Origin of the sequence: Variovorax sp. HW608, assembly GCF_900090195.1 — a bacterium.
GTDB lineage: Bacteria > Pseudomonadota > Gammaproteobacteria > Burkholderiales > Burkholderiaceae_C > Variovorax.
In genome coordinates, this window is sequence record NZ_LT607803.1 from 6634908 (window position 1) to 6652418 (window position 17511).

Genomic DNA, 17511 nt, shown 5'->3' on the forward strand with positions numbered 1-17511 from the left:
TCTGGTTGCAAATACATCAAGCTGACACGGGGATTACGGCGTTTCGTGTGACAGAAGTCGTTGCGCGGCGATGACAGTCGCCCGCCGCGCAACGCTGGAGCCCGGATCAGCGCGTAGCGAGCTGCGTCCAGGTGTCGATCACGCTGTCCGGATTGAGCGAGATCGACTCGATGCCCTGCTCCGCCAGCCAGAGAGCGAAGTCGGGATGGTCGCTGGGCCCCTGCCCGCAGATGCCGACGTACTTGCCCTGCGACTTGCAGGCCTTGATGACGCGGCCGAGCAGCGCCTTCACGGCCGGATCGCGCTCGTCGAAGTCCGCAGCGAGCAGTTCCAGGCCCGAATCGCGGTCCAGTCCGAGTGTGAGCTGGGTCAGGTCGTTGGAGCCGATCGAGAAGCCGTCGAAGTGCTTCAGGAACTCGTCCGGCAGCACCGCATTGCTCGGCACCTCGCACATCATGATCAGCTTGAGCTCGTTCTCGCCGCGCTTCAGGCCGTGCTCGGCCAGGAGACCGGTCACGCGCTCGGCCTGCCCGAGCGTGCGAACGAAGGGCACCATGATCTGGACGTTCGTGAGGCCCATTTCGCCCCGCACGCGCTTGAGCGCTTCACACTCCATGGCAAAGGCCTCGCCGAATTCGGCGCTGAGATAGCGCGCAGCGCCGCGGAAGCCGAGCATCGGGTTTTCTTCCTCGGGCTCGTAGCGGCTGCCGCCGATCAGCTTGCGGTATTCGTTGGACTTGAAGTCGGAAAGCCGCACGATCACCGGCTTGGGCCAGAACGCCGCCGCGATGGTCGCGATGCCTTCGGCCACCTTGTCGACGTAGAACGCACGCGGCGAGGCGTGGCCGCGCGCCACCGATTCGACCGCCTTCTTGAGGTCGGCATCGACGTTCGGGTAGTCGAGGATGGCCTTCGGGTGCACCCCGATGTTGTTGTTGATGATGAATTCGAGGCGGGCCAGCCCGACGCCCTGGTTCGGCAGTTGGGCAAAGTCGAACGCCAGTTGGGGATTGCCGACGTTCATCATGACCTTGACGTCGACCGGCGGCATCTCGCCGCGCTGGACCTCGGTCACCTCGGTCTCGAGCAGCCCGTCGTAGATGAAGCCGGTGTCGCCCTCGGCGCAGCTCACGGTCACGAGCGTGCCGTCCTTCAGCAGGTCGGTCGCGTGGCCGCATCCCACCACCGCGGGAATCCCCAGTTCGCGCGCGATGATCGCCGCGTGGCAGGTGCGCCCGCCACGATTGGTGACGATGGCCGAAGCGCGCTTCATCACCGGCTCCCAGTTCGGGTCGGTCATGTCGGTGACGAGCACGTCGCCGGGCTGCACCTTGTCCATTTCGCTGATGTTGTGGACCAGGCGGACCGGGCCGGTCCCGATCTTCTGGCCGATGGCGCGGCCCTCGGCCAGCACGGCGCCCTTGGCGAGCAGCTTGTAGCGCTGCTCCGCCTTGCCGAACTGCTGGCTCTTCACGGTCTCCGGACGGGCCTGCAGGATGTAGAGCTGGCCGTCGGTGCCGTCCTTGCCCCACTCGATGTCCATCGGGCGCCCGTAGTGCTGCTCGATCACCAGCGCGTACCTGGCGAGCTGCTCGACGTCGGCGTCGCTCAGCGAGTAGCGGTTGCGCTGCTCGGCCGGAACGTCGGTGGTCTTGACCAGCTTGCCGGTGGCCGCCTTTTCGGCTGCCGTGGCGAATTCCATCTGGATCAGCTTCGAGCCGAGATTGCGGCGGATCACCGCGCGCTTGCCGGCGCGCAGGGTCGGCTTGTGGACGTAGAACTCGTCGGGATTGACCGCGCCCTGCACCACCGTTTCACCCAGGCCGTAGCTCGAGGTGATGAACACCACGTCCTCGAAGCCCGATTCGGTGTCGATGGTGAACATGACGCCGGCGGCACCGAGATCGCTGCGGACCATGCGCTGGACGCCGGCCGACAGCGCCACCACGTCGTGCGCGAACCCCTTGTGCACCCGGTAGCTGATCGCACGGTCGTTGTAGAGGGACGCGAAGACCTCCTTCATCTTGTGAAGGACGTCCTCGATGCCGACCACGTTCAGGAAGGTTTCCTGCTGGCCGGCGAAAGAGGCATCCGGCAGATCTTCCGCCGTGGCCGACGAGCGGACGGCGAAGCTGGCCTGCGGATTGCCGGCCGAAAGGGTTGCGAATGCGGATTCGATCGCCTTCTGCAGATCGGCCGGGAAAGGCTGGGCCTCGACCATGGCGCGGATCTCGGCGCCGGCTGCGGCGAGCGCGCGCACGTCCTCGGTGTCCAGCTTTGCCAGGCGCGCGCTGATCTTGTCGGCCAGGCCGCCATGCGCCAGGAACTGACGGAAGGCATGGGCGGTGGTTGCGAAGCCCGTCGGGACCCGCACGCCCTGCGGCAGCTGGGAAATCATTTCGCCGAGGCTGGCGTTCTTGCCGCCGACCGACTCGACGTCGGTCATCCTCAGGTTTTCGAACGGTACGACCAGGGCGGTCGCTTCGAAGAGTGCAGACATGGGAAAGCTCCAGAAGTTGAAACTGATGCTGCATGCAGGCGACACAACGCGATCATTTTTGTTGCTCTGGGCGCTGGGACGGATGCATGGGAGGGATTCGGGCGGGGAACGATTGCTGGCATTCCCGATAATGGGCCGAATTGTAGGCGTGCCGGGACCGGCGCGCGGTTCTGGACAAGGCCCACCGATCATGCACACGCGCACCGTTTTCTTCGTCTCCGACGGGACCGGCATCACCGCCGAGACCTTCGGCAACGCCGTCCTGGCTCAATTCGAGATGAAGCCGCGTCATGTGAGGCTGCCGTTCACCGACACCGTCGACAAGGCGCACCAGGCGGTCCGGCGGATCAACCACACCGCCGAACTGGAAGGGGTTCGCCCCATCGTCTTCACGACGCTGGCCAACATGGAAGTGCTCGAGGTGATCGAAACCGAGTGCAAGGGGATGCTGCTCGACATGTTCGGCACCTTCGTGCGGCCGCTGGAGATCGAGCTGGCGATGAAGTCGAACCACCGGATCGGCCGCTTCAGCGACGTGAGCAAGAGCAAGGAATACAACGAGCGCATCCAGGCGATCGATTTCAGCCTCGCGCATGACGATGGCCAGAGCAACCGCGACCTCGAAAACGCCGACGTCATCCTGGTCGGCGTGAGCCGCAGCGGCAAGACGCCCACCTCGCTCTACCTCGCAATGCAGCACGGGCTGAAGGCCGCCAACTACCCGCTGATCCCGGAAGACTTCGATCGCCGGCAGTTGCCGCCCGCGCTGCTGCCGCACCGCAAGAAGATCTTCGGCCTCACGATCCAGCCGGAGCGCCTGGCCGAGATCCGCAACGAGCGCCGGCCGAATTCCCGCTATGCCAGCATCGAGAACTGCCGGCACGAGGTCAGCGAGGCCGAGGCCATGATGCGGCGCGCCGGCATCCGCTGGCTCTCGACCACCACCAAGTCGATCGAAGAAATCGCCACAACGATCCTGCAGGAATTGCGGCCGGAACGCCTGACATATTAGCTCGCCCCAGCCTCGCCCACTTCGTGTGGCTCGGGCACCCCCTACCGGGGGCAACACCAGCGGCCCGGCAAAGCCGGTTCCGCGGTGTTTCACCAACGGGCCTGGCCGCGCCGGCCCAACAAGTCAAGTGCGAATCAGGTGATCGAAGGCGCTCAGCGCCGCCTTCGCGCCCTCGCCGGCCGCGATGATGATCTGCTTGAACGGGACCGTCGTGGCATCCCCCGCCGCGAACACGCCGGGGACCGAGGTCTGGCCGCGTGCGTCGACGATGATTTCGCCGTGCTTCGACAGCTCGACCGTGCCCTTGAGCCAATCGGTGTTCGGCACGAGCCCGATCTGGATGAACACGCCTTCCAGCGCCACCCGATGGCTTTCGCCGCTCGCGCGGTCCTTGTAGGTCAGGCCGTTGACCTTCTGCGTGTCGCCGGTGATTTCGGTCGTCTGCGCATGGGTGATGACCGTGACGTTCGCGAGGCTGTGCAGCTTGCGCTGCAGCACCGCGTCGGCGCGCAGTTGCTTGTCGAATTCGATCAGCGTGACGTGACCCACGATGCCGGCGAGGTCGATCGCCGCTTCGACGCCCGAGTTGCCGCCGCCAATCACCGCAACGCGCTTGCCCTTGAACAGCGGACCGTCGCAGTGCGGACAGTAGGCGACGCCCTTGTTCTTGTACTCCTGCTCGCCCGGCACATTGATGTTGCGCCAGCGCGCGCCGGTCGAGATCACCACTGATCGGCTCTTGAGGGAGGCACCGCTCTCCAGCTTGACCTCGATCAGATCCCCGGACGGCACCAGCGCCGCGGCGCGCTGCAGATTCATGATGTCCACGTCGTAGTCGCGCACGTGCTCTTCCAACGCGAGCGCGAACTTGGGACCTTCGGTTTCCCTGATCGAGATGAAGTTCTCGATGCCCATGGTGTCGAGCACCTGGCCGCCGAAACGCTCGGAGGCCACGCCGGTGCGGATGCCCTTGCGCGCCGCGTACACGGCAGCCGCCGCGCCCGCAGGCCCGCCCCCGACGATGAGGACGTCGAATGGGTCCTTCGCGGCGATCTTCTTCGCCTCGCGCTCCACGCCGCTCGAGTCGAGCTTGGCGAGGATTTCCTCCAGCGTCATGCGGCCCTGGCCGAATTCGGTGCCGTTGAGGAACACCGTCGGCACCGCCATGACCTGGCGCTCCTTGACCTCGTCCTGGAACAACGAGCCGTCGATCATCGTCGTCTTGATGCGCGGGTTCTGGACCGCCATCAGGTTCAGCGCCTGCACCACGTCCGGGCAGTTGTGGCAGGTCAGGGAGATATAGATCTCGAATTCGAAATCGCCATCGAGGGCGCGGATCTGCTCCAGCACCGCTTCCTCGACCTTGGGCGGATAGCCGCCGACCTGCAGCAGCGCCAGCACGAGCGAGGTGAATTCATGCCCCATCGGCAGCCCGGCGAAGCGCGGGCCGTGGTTTTCGCTCGGGCGATTGATCGAAAAGGACGGCTTGCGTTGGTTGTCGCCGCGGCTCTCGACCACCTTGACGAGGGAAGACGATTCCGCCACATCCTTCAGCAGCGCCTGGAGATCGCTCGAGGCCTTGCTGTCGTCGAGCGATGCGACGATTTCGACCGGCTGCGTGATCCGATCGAGATAGCTTTTGAGTTGCGATTTGGTACCTGCGTCGAGCATGTGGACTCACTTCTTGAATGCAAACGGGAACAAAAAGGCCCGGGAGCTCGCGCGCCCGGGCCACGGCGCGGAAAGACGGCTTAGATCTTGCCGACCAGGTCGAACGAAGGCTTGAGCGTCTCGGCGCCTTCCGTCCACTTGGCGGGGCAGACTTCGCCCGGGTGGGCCGCAACGTACTGCGCAGCCTTCACGCGGCGCAGGAGTTCGGCAGCGTCGCGACCGATGCCGTTGTCGTGCACTTCGATCGTCTTGATCTTGCCGCTCGGGTCGATCACGAAGGTGCCGCGGTAGGCGAGGCCGGCGTCTTCGCCCTCTTCGATCAGGACCTGGAAGGCACGCGCGAGTTGCTGGCTCGGGTCGCCGACGAGCGGGTACTTGACCTTGGCGATGGTTTCCGAGGTGTCGTGCCACGCCTTGTGCGTGAAGTGCGTGTCGGTCGACACACCGTAGATCTCGACGCCCAGCTTCTGGAATTCGGCGTAGTTGTCAGCGAGGTCGCCGAGTTCGGTCGGGCACACGAAGGTGAAGTCAGCCGGGTAGAACACGACAACAGACCACTTGCCCTTGAAGCTCTCCTGGGAGACGGGCACGAACTTGCCGTTGTGATAGGCGGTGGCCTTGAACGGGACGACTTCGGTATTGATCAGGGACATTGATGAGTTCCTAGTTGGCTAATGAAAAAGGCGAGCCACTAGTATAACTACCAATACGCTGTCATCGATAGTTCAATCCTATCAAAAGTATTGGGTGCCCCTATGCACGGGAGCGCTGCCGGCGGGCCCGAATGCGAACGCCTATCACCCTCAAACTCATGCAGATCGCCCGGGCATGGGATTGCTTGCAGCCTGCCGGAACACGTTCACAATCGACCGTTTCAAGAACAAGGAAAAGACCATGAAGGGCGACCCACAAGTCATCGACCATCTGCAGGCTCAACTCAAGAACGAACTGACCGCGATCAACCAGTACTTCCTCCACTACCGGATGCTCAAGCACTGGGGCCTCGACAGGCTTGCGAAGAAGGAATACGAGGAATCCATCGGCGAAATGAAGCATGCGGACAAGCTGATGGATCGCATCTTCATGCTCGACGGGCTCCCGAATCTCCAGGACCTGGCCAAGCTCAACATCGGTGAAGACGTCCCAGAGATCCTCGAGTGCGACCTCAAGTCGGAAATGGGGGCGCAAGCGACGATCAAGGCCGGCATTGCGCACTGCGAGTCGGTTCGTGACTACGTGTCGCGCGACATCCTGCAGGAAATCCTGGACGACACCGAAGAGCACATCGACTTCCTCGAGACCCAGATCGACCTGCTCGGCAAGGTCGGCTTGCAGAACTATCTGCAATCGCAGATGGGTGAGATCGGGTAAACATCCCGATCACCTCGCGTCCCGGCCGGCTGCAGCCGGGGGCCCTCCTCAAGGTGCTCGACGACTGGCATCGCAAGACGCCCACCCAGGCCACCCTGCTGGGGCGATAGTTATTGCAAATGCGAAGAATTCGTATTTATAATCGAGTCCTCTTCAACACAGCCAGCCAGTCGCTTTCAGGCCATGATCGTTTGCGTATGCCGCCGAGTCTCCGACCGTGAAATCGCACGCCATGTGCGAGCCGGCATGACCTTCGACGAAGTGCAGTTTGAACTCGGCGTTGCCACCCAATGCGGCCAATGCGAGAGTTGCGCACGCGAAGTCGTTGCTCAATGCAGCGCCTCCCATCCGATCGCGGCACTCCATCGCGACACCGGGCCCGCGGCGATCCAGCTTGCCAATTCCATCAAGGAAAGCAAGGCATGGAACTCTTCGCGGCCCTCGGCGGCAGTCTGATCTTCGTCGCCAGTTCGGTCTGGTGGATCTTTCGCAAGTGACTCGTAGCGGTTTTGCCGCGACGGGCACCTCCAAAGGGGCTCGCACTCCAATGGCTCATCGTGTCTGACCGCTTTTCGGCTCCCCCATCGGCTTTCGGGCTCTCGCGCAATGTCGTCATTGCGGGCAGCGTGGTGCTGCTGCATGTCGCCGCCCTGTGGGCGCTGCAAAGCGGGCTCCTGCGCCGTGCCGCGGAGGTGGTGATTCCGGTCGAGATCCTGAGCGAGTTGGTCGAACCCCCGAAGCCCAAGGAACCGCCACCACCGCCGCCGCCCCCGCCGGAACCCAAGCGGCAGATCACCAAGACACCGCCGCCGCCTCGGCCGCAGGCGATTCGCGAGCCGAAACCCGCGCCCAACGCGCCGACCGGCAGCCTCGAGGCGCCTCCGCCACCGGCCCCCATCGCGGCACCTGCGCCGCCGGAGCCGCCCGCTCCCGCGCCGGCACCGCCCGCACCGCCTTCTGTTCAATTGCCTTCGAGCAGCGCAGACTACCTGCAGAACCCGAAGCCCGCCTACCCCGCGATGAGCAGGCGGCTCGGTGAGCAAGGCAAGACGATCGTGCGCGTCCTGATCGGTGTGGACGGTCTGCCCAAGGAGGCAAGCATCTTTCGATCGAGCGGCTACGAACGGCTGGACGAGGCCGCGCGCCAGGCGGTCATGGGCTGGCGCTACGTGCCAGGCAAGCGCAATGGCGTCGTCGAGCCGATGGAGTTCAATGTCCCGATCAACTGGGTTCTCAACTAATTCTCTGGAGTAGCTTCGTATGGATTCCCAATTCGGCCTGGTGAATATCTGGCATCAAGGTGACTTCGTGACCCGGGCCGTGGCACTGCTGCTGATCGGCATGTCGCTCGCCTCCTGGATGGTCATCCTGATCAAGGCGCTCGATGTCATCAAGTACAAGCGCCTCGCCAAGCATTCGCAGGACTTCTGGCACAGCGAAGATTTCGCCACCGCGCTCAACAAATTGGGAAGGGACGACGCCAATCCGTTCCGCGCACTCGCGCTGGAAGGCCGCGAGGCCGCTGCGCACCATCGCAACACCAAGGCGCATCTGCATGATGCGCTCGATGTGAGCGACTGGATCACGCGCGCACTGCGCAACGGGATCGACGAATTCACCGCGCGTCTGCAGACCGGCCTCGCCGTGCTGGCGTCGGTGGGCTCGACGGCACCGTTCATCGGGCTCTTCGGCACGGTGTGGGGCATCTATCACGCGCTGATGAGCATCGGCTCCGCCGGCCAGGCCACGATCGACAAGGTCGCCGGTCCGATCGGCGAGGCGCTGATCATGACCGCGCTGGGTCTTGCCGTCGCCATCCCTGCCGTGCTCGGCTACAACGCCCTGGTCCGCGGCAACAAGTTCATCCTGACCAAGCTCAACAGCTTCGCCCATGACCTGCATGCCTACTTCGTCACCGGCGCCCGCGTCCAGAGCAGTGGCGAAGCCACGGTTGTTCCGCTCAAGAAAGGCTGATCACCATGGCCTTCGGAACCCAGGACGAACCCGATGAGGTCATGAACGAGATCAACATGACGCCGCTGGTCGACGTCATGCTGGTCCTCCTGATCATCTTCATCATCACCGTGCCGGTGATGAAGCACGCAGTGAACATCGACCTGCCGCGCGCGAGCAGCGAGCCGGAGCAGACCAAGCCGCAGAACATCCTGTTCACGGTGACTGCCGACGGCAGCTACTACTGGAACGACCAGAAGATCGACGATTCGGAGATGAAGTCGCGCATGGCCGCCGAGGGCGCCAAGGATCCCCAGCCCGAACTGCATATCCGAGGCGACAAGGCCGTGCGCTACGAGCGCATCGCCCAGGCCATGTCGGCCGCGCGCGAAGCAGGCGTGCGCAAGATCGGTTTCGTGACCGAGCCCGAGCCGAAGTAAGTCGGCGTCGGAAAGATGCGCGCAAAAAAACTATCGCGGCGATTGACTTTTAATTGCGAATCATTATCATTTGCACATCGCTTCGATCAACGGGATTCTCAAGATGCAAGCCACGCCCAATGCCTTTTCCGTCCTGAACCATCCTTCGCTGGACCACTCCGGCGGCGGTCGTGCTCCGGGCGATGCAGCGGCGCGCCCGGCCCCTCTCGTCGAGAGCGCCGAACTCCTCAAGGGCAACAAGGCCGTCGGCATCATCCACAACGGTTCGCTCTACCGCCTGCAGGCCACCAAGCTCGGCAAGCTGATCCTGACCAAATAAGGCTCAGCCCGCCCCTCGCGCAAGTTTCATCGTGGGGCGACTCGAGGAGGCCATCTCCAAGGGTCGTTTTTTGCTAGCCAACGGTTCGCCGACTAGCCATGCACTTTTTCCACCATGACGCCGCAATGAAAAACGCCGACCCAGGTCGGCGTTTTTGGTTTTTGTCGATCGATCAGAGCCCGAGCGCTGCGATGCCTGCTCGAGCGATCTGCGCGTCCTCGTTGGACTTGACGCCGCTCACGCCGACGGCACCGATGACATTCCCGTCCTTCACGATCGGCACACCGCCTTCGAGCAATCCCTGGACGCCCGGCGCCGTGAGGAAGGACGTCCGCCCCCCGTTGATCATGTCCTCGTAGGTCTTGCTTTCGCGGCGACCCATGGCCGCGGTATGGGCCTTGGCGGGCGCGATGTGGGATGAAAGCGGCGCGGCGCCGTCGAGCCGCTGCAGCCACAGCAGGTTGCCGCCGTCGTCAGCGATCGCGATGGTCACTGCCCAGTTGTTCTTGACGGCTTCGGCTTCGGCTGCCGCGGCGATGGCCTTGACATCGGCGAGTTCGAGGAAAGACTTGGTTTTCATGGGTCGTCCGGGAAAGTTGCGTAACCTTGGAGCATAGCGCCCGCACCGGATCGGGCAGGCGGCGCGCTAAGACCATTCGAATCCAGGTATTTGTTCTTTCCGCCTCTTGTCGCGCCCTAGAATTCGCCCCAACTGCAGCGGTGCAGCACATTTTGTGGAGCTTCAGCAATGAACGACCCTGTCAACACTCTCGCCCCCTCCGTCGGCTACGGCCAGACACTGACCCAGGCGGATCGCCAGCGCGTCCTGCGCAACACCTACTGGCTGCTCGCCCTGAGCCTGCTTCCCACCGTCCTGGGCGCATGGCTCGGCGTTGCCACGGGCATCACCCGTTCGCTCACGGGCGGCCTCGGGATGATGGTGTTCCTCGGGGGCGCCTTCGGCTTCATGTTCGCGATCGAGAAGACCAAGAACTCGGGCGCCGGCGTTCCGGTCCTTTTGGGCTTCACCTTCTTCATGGGCCTGATGCTCTCGCGCCTGATCGCGGCCGTGCTCGGCTTCAGGAACGGGGCCGAGCTCGTCATGACCGCATTCGGCGGCACCGCCGGCGTGTTCTTCGTGATGGCCTCGCTGGCAACGGTCATCAAGCGCGACCTGTCCGGCATGGCCAAGTGGCTGTTCGTCGGCGCGATGGTGCTGATGATCGGCGCCATCATCAACGTGTTCGTCGGCTCGACCGCCGGCATGCTCGCTATTTCGGTGGCGGCGATCGGCATCTTCTCGGTGTACATGCTGTACGACCTCAAGCAGATCATCGACGGCGGCGAGACCAACTACATCAGCGCCACGCTGGCGCTCTACCTGGATCTTTTCAACGTGTTCCAGAGCCTCCTGGCGCTCTTGGGTGTGTTCGGCGGCGAACGCGACTGAAGCCAAGCGCCCCGGCTCACGAAAAAGGGTCCTCGCGGACCCTTTTCTCATGCCAGGTCGAAGACCGCGATCGACTCCACGTGCGCGGTGTGCGGGAACATGTTGACCACCCCCGCGAGCGTGCACCGATACCCCGCCTGGTGGACGAGCAAGCCCGCATCCCTGGCCAGGGTCGATGGATTGCAGCTCACGTAGACGATGCGCTTCGGCGGCACCCAGTTCTTCCCTCTCGACTCGGGCTGCTGATGCAGGTCCGCCAGCGCCTTCGCCAGCGCGAACGCGCCCTCGCGCGGCGGATCGACCAGCCATTTTTCCGCAGGGCCATCGGCCACGAGCATCTCGGGCGTCATCTCGAAGAGATTGCGCGCGACGAAGCGTGTTGCAGCCAGTGCACGCCGAACTGCCGTCGCGGGACGATTCCGCTCGAGATTCTCGGTCGCGCGAGCCACCAGCGTATCGCTGCCTTCGATGCCGAGCACTTCGCGCGCCCGGGTCGCCAACGGCAAGGTGAAGTTGCCCAGTCCGCAGAACCAGTCGATGACACGCTCGTCCCGCTGGACATCGAGCAGCCGGAGCGCACGGCTGACCAGGACTCGATTGATGTGCGGATTGACCTGCGTGAAATCGGTCGGCTTGAACGGCATCCTGACGCCGAACTCGGGCAGCTCGTAGGCCAGTGCCGGTCCGCCCTCCTCCAGCAGCTTGACGGAGTCCGGTCCCTTGGCTTGGAGCCACCATTGAACGCCCTCGTGCTCTGCCGCGAATGCCTTCAGGCGATCGATGTCCGCGCCGGAAAGCGGCTCCAGATGCCGCAGCACGAGCGCGATCACGCCCAGCCCGAGCCCGTCCGCCGCGTCACCGCAAGCGAGTTCGATCTGCGGACAGGTATCGCGCGCATCCAATGAGCCGATGAGCTCACGCAGCGGCATCAGCATGTCGCTGACCTGCCGCGGCAGCACGGGGCACACCTTCATGTCCGCCAGATAGCGGCTCTTGCGCTCGTGGAAGCCGATGAGCACCGTGCCCTTCTTCACCACGTGGCGCACCGAAAGACGCGCACGATAGCGGTAGTGCCACGAGGGCCCTTCGAGCGGACGCAGGATGTTGTCCGGCCGGACCTTGCCGAGGTGCCAGAGGTTGTCTTCCAGCGCACGCTGCTTCACGGCCACCTGGGCGCCCGCCTCGAGGTGCTGCATCTTGCAGCCGCCGCACGCACCGGGGTGCAAGCCGAAATGCGGGCAGCCGGGCCGCACGCGCTGGGACGACTCGCGGCCGATCTTCGTCACCGTCCCCTGCTCCCAGTTGTTCTTCTTGCGGTGCACATTGAACTGCACCTCTTCGAAAGGCAATGCGCCTTCCACGAACACCACCATTCCATCGGCCTTGTGACCCACGCCTTGCGCGTCGAGGTCGAGCGATTCGACCTGCAGCCATTCATCGCCGGAGCGCTGCTGCTCCTCGTTCTTCGCTTTCGAATCCTTCATGCCCCGATTGTCTCAGGCGCCGCCGCCGCCCCCGCGGGAGGCTCACAACAGCGCGTCGCGCTGAACGCCGGCACGCGCCAACTGCCGCCGCATCTTGGCGAGCGCCTCGTTCTGGATCTGCCGCACGCGCTCGCGCGTCAGGCCGAGACGGACACTCAGGACTTCAAGCGTTTCCGGGTCGCGGTCATGCAGGCCGTAGCGTCCTTCGAGCACCTCGCGCTCGCGCTCCGTGAGAACGAGGATCCATTGATCGAGAAGCCGCTCGATCTCGTGCGTCTGCGCGACGCCGGTGGGGTCGCCGCCCTCGTCGTCCGAGGCCACCGTGTCGGCGAGCGTGAAGCTGTCTTCACCACGTTCGCTTCCGGCATCCAGCGAACGCGGCGCCTCGGCCAGCGCCATGAGATCGGCCACTTCCTGGACCTCGCGGCCGAGCAGCGCGGCGACGTCCTCGACGCGGATGCCGTCGGGCCGCCGGGCGACGAACTCGGGGTCGCCCTCCAGCGTGCGGCGCGCACGCATCACCTGCTGAAGCTCGCGCACCACATGGACCGGCAGGCGAATCGCACGCGCCTGCATCATCGCGGCGCGCTCGATCGATTGCCGGATCCACCAGGTCGCGTAAGTGGAGAAGCGAAAGCCCCGCTCCGGCTCGAACTTGTTGATCGCATGCATCAGGCCCAGATTGCCTTCCTCGATCAGATCCGCCATCGGTACACCACGGCCCAGATAGCCCTTGGCGATGTTGACGACGAGACGAAGGTTGTGCTCGATCATCGATTGCCGCGCGGCGAAGTCGCCATTGCGCGCGGCACAGGCGGTTCGATATTCTTCTTCGGGGGTGAAAAGCTCGGTCCGGCGAATCTCGCGCAGGTAGAGCGTCAGCGAATCGCCGCTTTCACCGGACAGATCAACCGCAATGGCGCTGCGCAGGTTCGTCGCGTCTTGCCCGTCGCCCGCGGCGCCATCGATCGAATCATGGGCCTTCGTGAGTTCGGATTCGGCAGCGTGCGCCGATTCGAATGCCGACGTCCCGCCGTTGCCCGCCGCTCGCCGCACGACCGGAGTGCGATAAGGGCGGGCGTTGGCCATGGCACGCTAGCGTGGCGGCAGGTAGCGCGCCGGGTCGACCGGCTTGCCCTGACGGCGGATTTCGAAGTGCAGCTTGACGCGATCCGCGTCGCTGTTGCCCATCTCGGCGATCTTCTGGCCCTTCTGCACGGACTGGTCCTCCTTGACCAGCAGCAAACGGTTGTGCGCATAAGCGGTCAGGTAGGTGTTGTTGTGCTTCAGGATGATGAGGTTGCCGTAGCCCCTCAAGCCCGCGCCCGCATAAACCACACGACCATCGGCGGCTGCGAGCACCGAATCGCCGGCCTTGCCGCTGATGTCGAGGCCCTTGTTCTTGGCTTCATCGAAGCCCGCGATCAAGGTGCCTTGCGCAGGCCAGATCCAGCCCACGTCCTCGTCGCCCGATGCAGACGCCGCCGGCGGCGTCGGCGATGCGGTCACCGGCACGGGCGGCTTGGCGGTGCCATTGGTGGTGCCATTGGCCGACGACGCGGCCGCTGCGGTGGCCGGCGAGACGATCGGCTGCGTCACCGGTCGCGTCGCCGCGCCCGATGCGTCGATGGTCGACGCAGCCGGCGGTGCCGACGCCGTCGCCGCACCCACAGGCGGGATCACGCGCAGGACCTGTCCGACTTCGATGAGGTCAGGATTGTCGAGGTTGTTCCACTTCGCGATGTTCTGCCAGCTCTGGCCCGTCTCCGCACCGATGCGGCGAATCGTGTCGCCGGGTCGTACCGCGTAGTAGCCAGGCTTGCCGTAGTTCTCGATGCCAGGCAAAGGCTTGCCTGATGGATCGGTCGTGATCGGAGGGACACCGATCGCTGGGGGCACGCTTGTCGTGCCTGCAGCCGGCCCCCGCGTCATGGTGCCGCGGTCTTCGACGGGCACCGGACCGCTCGGCGTTGAACATCCCACAATCACGAGCGTAACCACCAGCGCCATGCCGGCAAGCCAGCCCCGATTGCCAATACCCTGCATGTGTTCTTCCTTCAAGCAATTCCCGATTTTAGGGGGACAAAGTGAACCGCCTCAAGAACGCGGCGCTCCGTTCCACGCGCGGTCTTGTCGATGACGACGAGGGCTTGTCCACCGCTCGATGACTGGGTCGGCGCGACGATTCTGCCGCCGACTGCCAGCTGGGCGATCCAGGCTTCCGGCACCGCTTCGCCGCCTGCCGCGGCAATGATGCCGGCGTACGGCGCGCCCTTCGCATAGCCCACCATGCCGTCGCCCAGCAAGAGGTGGACGGTCGCAAGACGAAACGGCCGAAGGTTCGCGCGCGCACGTTCGTGAAGACCCCGCAGACGCTCGATGCTGTAGACCTCGGTCGCGACATGGCTCAGTACCGCGGCCTGGTAGCCGCAGCCCGTGCCGATCTCGAGAACGCGGCCCAGCCGATCTCCCGGCTTGTTCGAAAGCGAAGGCGCGCCGAGCAGCAGCTCGATCATGCGCGCGACCACGCTGGGCTTCGAGATGGTCTGGCCCAACCCGATCGGCAGGCTGGTGTCTTCATAGGCCTGATTGACCAGCGCGCTGTCGACGAACATGTGTCGCTCGACCGTGCCCATCGCACGCAGCACACGCGCATCGACGATCCCTTGCGCCGCCAGACGCTGCACCATGCGCGCGCGCACGGCATCGGATGCCATGGACGGGGTCGCATGCACCGCGGGTCTTGCGGGAACAGCGGGTGTCCGCCCGCGGGTTGCCGCAGGCGCGCCCGTCGTCAGCCGCGCCGGAAATCCGGGACGTTGGCCGGCCATCAGGAAGACTCGCCGAGCCGAGCCACCGTGTCCCGCCAGTGGCCCAGATGGGCATGGTCGGTCAGGTCGATCTGCAATGGCGTCAACGCAACGTGGCCCGCTGCCGTCGCATGGAAGTCCGTGCCCTCGCCGCTGTCCTTCGCGCCACCGGCGCCGGCGATCCAGTACATGGTTTCGCCGCGCGGGCTGTCCTGCGTGATCACTTTCTCGGCGGCATGACGACGGCCGAGCCTGCAGACCTTGACCGGCTTCAATTCTTCGAACGGCAGATTCGGGATGTTGACGTTGAGCAGGAAGGCCGGGCCGCCGATCATCTGCTCGCGTTCGATCTGCTGCACGAGTCTTCTTGCCGCGCGCGCGGCCGCATCGATGTGCGCCCAGCCCTTTTCGATCTGGGAAAAGGCAATGGCCGGGATGCCGAACAGATAGGCCTCCATGGCCGCGCCGACTGTGCCCGAGTAGATCGTGTCGTCGCCCATGTTGGCGCCGTTGTTGATGCCCGAGACCACGAGGTCGGGCCGGTAGTCGAGCAAGCCCTTCAGCGCGATGTGCACGCAATCGGCGGGCGTTCCGGTGACATAGCGAAAACCGTTGTGCGCGTTGTGCACATAGAGCGGCGCCGCCAGCGTGAGCGCGTTGGACTTGGCGCTGTTGTTGTGCTCGGGCGCGACCACTTCGACGTCGGCCACATCCTTCAAGGCATCGTGCAGCGCCAAGATGCCTGGAGCCTGATAGCCGTCGTCGTTCGAAATGAGTATCTTCATGGCGTCTGGGAGTGCGCAAGATTGTAGGCGGCGGGTGCGTCACCGCTGGGACAACATCGTTATCGCGCGAGCCCTATCATGGCCCGCATTTTCTTCATCACACCGCCTCATCTACAGGAGACACGAGCATGCATGCATGGCTCTGCGAAAACCCCGTCGGCGTCGATGCGCTGACATGGAAAGAACTGCCGACGCCGCAGCCCGGTCCGGGTCAGGTCCTGGTCGAAATCAAAGCCGCGAGCCTGAACTTTCCCGATCTGCTGATCGTTCAGAACAAATATCAGATGAAGCCCCCGCTGCCCTTCGTTCCGGGGTCCGAATACGCCGGCGTGGTCGCGGCGGTCGGCGAAGGCGTCAAGAACCTGCGCGTGGGCCAGAACGTCGCGTGTCTTTCGGGCACCGGTGGCTTCGGGACGCACACGCTCGCACCGGCGGCGCTGTGCATGCCCCTGCCCGATGGATTCGGCTATGTCGATGCGGCGGCATTCATCATGATTTACGCGACGTCCTGGCATGCGCTGATGGATCGCGCTCAATTGAAGGCCGGTGAAACCGTCCTGGTTCTCGGCGCAGCGGGCGGCGTCGGGACGGCCGCAATTCAGATTGCAAAGGCCGCGGGCGCCAAGGTGATTGCCGCGGCCTCCACCGACGAGAAATGCGAACTTTGCAAGTCCATTGGCGCCGATGCGACGATCAACTACACCACCCACGGTCTTCCCAATGCATTCCGCGATGCGGTCAAGGCCGCGACCGACGGCAAAGGACCGGATGTCATTTACGACCCGGTCGGTGGCGAATTCGCCGAGCCCGCATTCCGGTCGATCGCATGGCGTGGCCGCTATCTGGTCGTCGGGTTCGCCGCGGGGCCCATTCCCTCGCTGCCGCTGAATTTGGCGCTTCTCAAAGGCGCATCGCTGGTGGGTGTGTTCTGGGGAGATTTCGCCAAGCGCGAACCCAAGGCCAATGCACAGATGATGGCCGAATTGGCCAAATGGTACGGCGAGGGCAGGATCAAGCCCGTCATCGACAGCACCATGCCCATGGCGGACCTCAAGGCCGCCTACGCGCACATGGGCTCGCGCGGCGTGAAGGGCAAGCTGGTTCTCGTCAACTGAGGGCACCACGGCACGGCCCAATAAAAAAGCCCGCGGATCGCGGGCTTTTTAGTTGACGGCCAAGGGCTTACTTGATTTCGAAGTCGGACAGCGATTTACCCGCGGCCAGCGCCTCCGTCACCCAGCGCGGCTTGCGACCGCGACCGCCGGACCAGGTCTCTCCTGTCGGGCTGCGGTACTTTGCAGCCGCCTTTGCAGGAGCCGCCAGCGCATTCCTTCTGCCGCCACGCCCCGTGAGTTTCAGATCGGAGGCGGTCAAACCGTATTCCGCGATCTTCTTGCGCACTTCCTCGATCACGCCGGCCCGCTCCTGATTCCTGAGCTCTTCGGCCTGCTTGCGCAATTGCGCGATCTGTTCATCGTGCTTCTTGATCTGGGAATTGATGTCGGCAAGGGTCGAGGCCATCGGTGCTAATCCTCCGAATTGGAAAGTAAAAATTCTAATTGAGATTCCAATTGCGGCAAACGAGGCGCACAAAAAAAAGCGCCGACCTCGGGGTCGGCGCTTTTGATCAATGCAGTTTGGGGTGGCTGATGGGACTCGAACCCACGACGACCAGAATCACAATCTGGGACTCTACCAACTGAGCTACAGCCACCG

19 protein-coding genes and 1 tRNA gene are annotated in these 17511 nt (G+C 64.2%); 9 read left to right on the forward strand and 11 right to left on the reverse strand.

All coding sequences use genetic code 11. The features are described 5' to 3' along the window. Nucleotides 1–106: 106 nt before the first annotated feature. A complete protein-coding gene (gene ppsA / locus VAR608DRAFT_RS31420; protein ID WP_088959077.1) occupies nucleotides 107–2500 on the reverse strand; it encodes a phosphoenolpyruvate synthase in 2394 nt (797 codons plus the stop codon). Nucleotides 2501–2690: 190 nt separating this feature from the next. On the opposite strand from ppsA, the gene ppsR reads away from it, so the two are divergent. After that, nucleotides 2691–3512: a posphoenolpyruvate synthetase regulatory kinase/phosphorylase PpsR gene (gene ppsR / locus VAR608DRAFT_RS31425; protein ID WP_088957633.1), complete on the forward strand. Its 822-nt coding sequence runs from the start codon at nucleotides 2691–2693 to the stop codon at nucleotides 3510–3512. Between the two features lie 123 nt (nucleotides 3513–3635). On the opposite strand, the gene ahpF is transcribed toward ppsR, so the two are convergent. Continuing rightward, complete coding sequence (gene ahpF, locus VAR608DRAFT_RS31430) at nucleotides 3636–5183, reverse strand: alkyl hydroperoxide reductase subunit F (RefSeq protein ID WP_088957634.1); 1548 nt, start codon at nucleotides 5181–5183, stop codon at nucleotides 3636–3638. Nucleotides 5184–5263: 80 nt separating this feature from the next. Then, a complete protein-coding gene (ahpC, locus tag VAR608DRAFT_RS31435; RefSeq protein ID WP_088957635.1) occupies nucleotides 5264–5836 on the reverse strand; it encodes an alkyl hydroperoxide reductase subunit C in 573 nt (190 codons plus the stop codon). A gap of 241 nt (nucleotides 5837–6077) precedes the next feature. Between ahpC and bfr the strand changes: the two genes are divergently transcribed. From bfr to hemP, 6 genes are all read left to right on the forward strand, one after another. Then, a complete protein-coding gene (gene bfr / locus VAR608DRAFT_RS31440; protein WP_088959078.1) occupies nucleotides 6078–6554 on the forward strand; it encodes a bacterioferritin in 477 nt (158 codons plus the stop codon). Between the two features lie 183 nt (nucleotides 6555–6737). Beyond that, nucleotides 6738–7010: a (2Fe-2S)-binding protein gene (locus tag VAR608DRAFT_RS31445; protein ID WP_088957636.1), complete on the forward strand. Its 273-nt coding sequence runs from the start codon at nucleotides 6738–6740 to the stop codon at nucleotides 7008–7010. Nucleotides 7011–7108: 98 nt separating this feature from the next. Then, complete coding sequence (locus VAR608DRAFT_RS31450; RefSeq protein WP_088959079.1) at nucleotides 7109–7795, forward strand: energy transducer TonB; 687 nt, start codon at nucleotides 7109–7111, stop codon at nucleotides 7793–7795. A gap of 19 nt (nucleotides 7796–7814) precedes the next feature. Continuing rightward, nucleotides 7815–8528, forward strand: a complete 714-nt coding sequence (locus VAR608DRAFT_RS31455) for a MotA/TolQ/ExbB proton channel family protein (protein WP_088957637.1) — start codon at nucleotides 7815–7817, stop codon at nucleotides 8526–8528. Nucleotides 8529–8533: 5 nt separating this feature from the next. Next, nucleotides 8534–8947 (forward strand): ExbD/TolR family protein, encoded by a 414-nt coding sequence (locus VAR608DRAFT_RS31460; protein WP_088957638.1) that lies wholly within the window; start codon nucleotides 8534–8536, stop codon nucleotides 8945–8947. A 103-nt stretch (nucleotides 8948–9050) separates the two neighbouring features. After that, nucleotides 9051–9266, forward strand: coding sequence for a hemin uptake protein HemP (gene hemP, locus VAR608DRAFT_RS31465; RefSeq protein WP_088959080.1), 216 nt, complete (start codon nucleotides 9051–9053; stop codon nucleotides 9264–9266). A 172-nt stretch (nucleotides 9267–9438) separates the two neighbouring features. Here the strand turns inward: hemP and VAR608DRAFT_RS31470 are convergent, their stop codons facing one another. Beyond that, on the reverse strand, nucleotides 9439–9846 hold the full coding sequence (locus VAR608DRAFT_RS31470; RefSeq protein WP_088957639.1) for a GlcG/HbpS family heme-binding protein: 408 nt from the start codon (nucleotides 9844–9846) through the stop codon (nucleotides 9439–9441). 168 nt (nucleotides 9847–10014) lie between these two features. Here VAR608DRAFT_RS31470 and VAR608DRAFT_RS31475 point away from each other — a divergent pair, with 168 nt between their 5' ends. Beyond that, a complete protein-coding gene (locus VAR608DRAFT_RS31475; protein ID WP_088957640.1) occupies nucleotides 10015–10716 on the forward strand; it encodes a Bax inhibitor-1/YccA family protein in 702 nt (233 codons plus the stop codon). A 47-nt stretch (nucleotides 10717–10763) separates the two neighbouring features. Here VAR608DRAFT_RS31475 and rlmD read toward each other — a convergent pair whose 3' ends face one another. From rlmD to surE, 5 genes are read right to left on the reverse strand one after another with little or no spacing between them, the layout of a single operon-like run. Continuing rightward, complete coding sequence (gene rlmD, locus VAR608DRAFT_RS31480; RefSeq protein WP_088957641.1) at nucleotides 10764–12200, reverse strand: 23S rRNA (uracil(1939)-C(5))-methyltransferase RlmD; 1437 nt, start codon at nucleotides 12198–12200, stop codon at nucleotides 10764–10766. A gap of 42 nt (nucleotides 12201–12242) precedes the next feature. After that, a complete protein-coding gene (locus VAR608DRAFT_RS31485; protein ID WP_231973028.1) occupies nucleotides 12243–13289 on the reverse strand; it encodes a sigma-70 family RNA polymerase sigma factor in 1047 nt (348 codons plus the stop codon). 6 nt (nucleotides 13290–13295) lie between these two features. Continuing rightward, a complete protein-coding gene (locus VAR608DRAFT_RS31490; RefSeq protein WP_088957642.1) occupies nucleotides 13296–14246 on the reverse strand; it encodes a peptidoglycan DD-metalloendopeptidase family protein in 951 nt (316 codons plus the stop codon). 11 nt (nucleotides 14247–14257) lie between these two features. After that, entirely contained in the window at nucleotides 14258–15031 is a 774-nt protein-coding gene (locus VAR608DRAFT_RS31495) for a protein-L-isoaspartate(D-aspartate) O-methyltransferase (RefSeq protein ID WP_088957643.1), read from the reverse strand. Beyond that, entirely contained in the window at nucleotides 15031–15795 is a 765-nt protein-coding gene (gene surE / locus VAR608DRAFT_RS31500; protein ID WP_088957644.1) for a 5'/3'-nucleotidase SurE, read from the reverse strand. The genes VAR608DRAFT_RS31495 and surE overlap by 1 nt, the downstream gene beginning before the upstream one ends. Before the next feature lie 128 nt (nucleotides 15796–15923). Between surE and VAR608DRAFT_RS31505 the strand changes: the two genes are divergently transcribed. Next, nucleotides 15924–16910: an NADPH:quinone oxidoreductase family protein gene (locus VAR608DRAFT_RS31505; protein WP_088957645.1), complete on the forward strand. Its 987-nt coding sequence runs from the start codon at nucleotides 15924–15926 to the stop codon at nucleotides 16908–16910. 67 nt (nucleotides 16911–16977) lie between these two features. Here VAR608DRAFT_RS31505 and VAR608DRAFT_RS31510 read toward each other — a convergent pair whose 3' ends face one another. Both VAR608DRAFT_RS31510 and VAR608DRAFT_RS31515 read right to left on the reverse strand, forming a co-directional pair. Further along, nucleotides 16978–17316, reverse strand: coding sequence for an H-NS histone family protein (locus tag VAR608DRAFT_RS31510; protein ID WP_088957646.1), 339 nt, complete (start codon nucleotides 17314–17316; stop codon nucleotides 16978–16980). Nucleotides 17317–17433: 117 nt separating this feature from the next. Further along, a tRNA-His gene (locus VAR608DRAFT_RS31515) sits at nucleotides 17434–17509 on the reverse strand. Nucleotides 17510–17511: the final 2 nt, after the last annotated feature.

Excerpts from the sequence above, each read along its gene's own strand:
- ahpC (WP_088957635.1), bottom strand. The coding sequence starts at position 5,836 with ATGTCCCTGATCAATACCGAAGTCGTCCCGTTCAAGGCCACCGCCTAT.
- rlmD (WP_088957641.1), bottom strand. The coding sequence starts at position 12,200 with ATGAAGGATTCGAAAGCGAAGAACGAGGAGCAGCAGCGCTCCGGCGAT.
- surE (WP_088957644.1), bottom strand. The coding sequence starts at position 15,795 with ATGAAGATACTCATTTCGAACGACGACGGCTATCAGGCTCCAGGCATC.
- VAR608DRAFT_RS31510 (WP_088957646.1), bottom strand. The coding sequence starts at position 17,316 with ATGGCCTCGACCCTTGCCGACATCAATTCCCAGATCAAGAAGCACGAT.
- VAR608DRAFT_RS31485 (WP_231973028.1), bottom strand. The coding sequence starts at position 13,289 with ATGGCCAACGCCCGCCCTTATCGCACTCCGGTCGTGCGGCGAGCGGCG.
- ppsR (WP_088957633.1), top strand. The coding sequence starts at position 2,691 with ATGCACACGCGCACCGTTTTCTTCGTCTCCGACGGGACCGGCATCACC.
- VAR608DRAFT_RS31505 (WP_088957645.1), top strand. The coding sequence starts at position 15,924 with ATGCATGCATGGCTCTGCGAAAACCCCGTCGGCGTCGATGCGCTGACA.
- VAR608DRAFT_RS31490 (WP_088957642.1), bottom strand. The coding sequence starts at position 14,246 with ATGCAGGGTATTGGCAATCGGGGCTGGCTTGCCGGCATGGCGCTGGTG.
- bfr (WP_088959078.1), top strand. The coding sequence starts at position 6,078 with ATGAAGGGCGACCCACAAGTCATCGACCATCTGCAGGCTCAACTCAAG.
- VAR608DRAFT_RS31495 (WP_088957643.1), bottom strand. The coding sequence starts at position 15,031 with ATGGCCGGCCAACGTCCCGGATTTCCGGCGCGGCTGACGACGGGCGCG.
- hemP (WP_088959080.1), top strand. The coding sequence starts at position 9,051 with ATGCAAGCCACGCCCAATGCCTTTTCCGTCCTGAACCATCCTTCGCTG.
- ppsA (WP_088959077.1), bottom strand. The coding sequence starts at position 2,500 with ATGTCTGCACTCTTCGAAGCGACCGCCCTGGTCGTACCGTTCGAAAAC.
- VAR608DRAFT_RS31470 (WP_088957639.1), bottom strand. The coding sequence starts at position 9,846 with ATGAAAACCAAGTCTTTCCTCGAACTCGCCGATGTCAAGGCCATCGCC.
- VAR608DRAFT_RS31455 (WP_088957637.1), top strand. The coding sequence starts at position 7,815 with ATGGATTCCCAATTCGGCCTGGTGAATATCTGGCATCAAGGTGACTTC.
- ahpF (WP_088957634.1), bottom strand. The coding sequence starts at position 5,183 with ATGCTCGACGCAGGTACCAAATCGCAACTCAAAAGCTATCTCGATCGG.
- VAR608DRAFT_RS31460 (WP_088957638.1), top strand. The coding sequence starts at position 8,534 with ATGGCCTTCGGAACCCAGGACGAACCCGATGAGGTCATGAACGAGATC.
- VAR608DRAFT_RS31475 (WP_088957640.1), top strand. The coding sequence starts at position 10,015 with ATGAACGACCCTGTCAACACTCTCGCCCCCTCCGTCGGCTACGGCCAG.
- VAR608DRAFT_RS31445 (WP_088957636.1), top strand. The coding sequence starts at position 6,738 with ATGATCGTTTGCGTATGCCGCCGAGTCTCCGACCGTGAAATCGCACGC.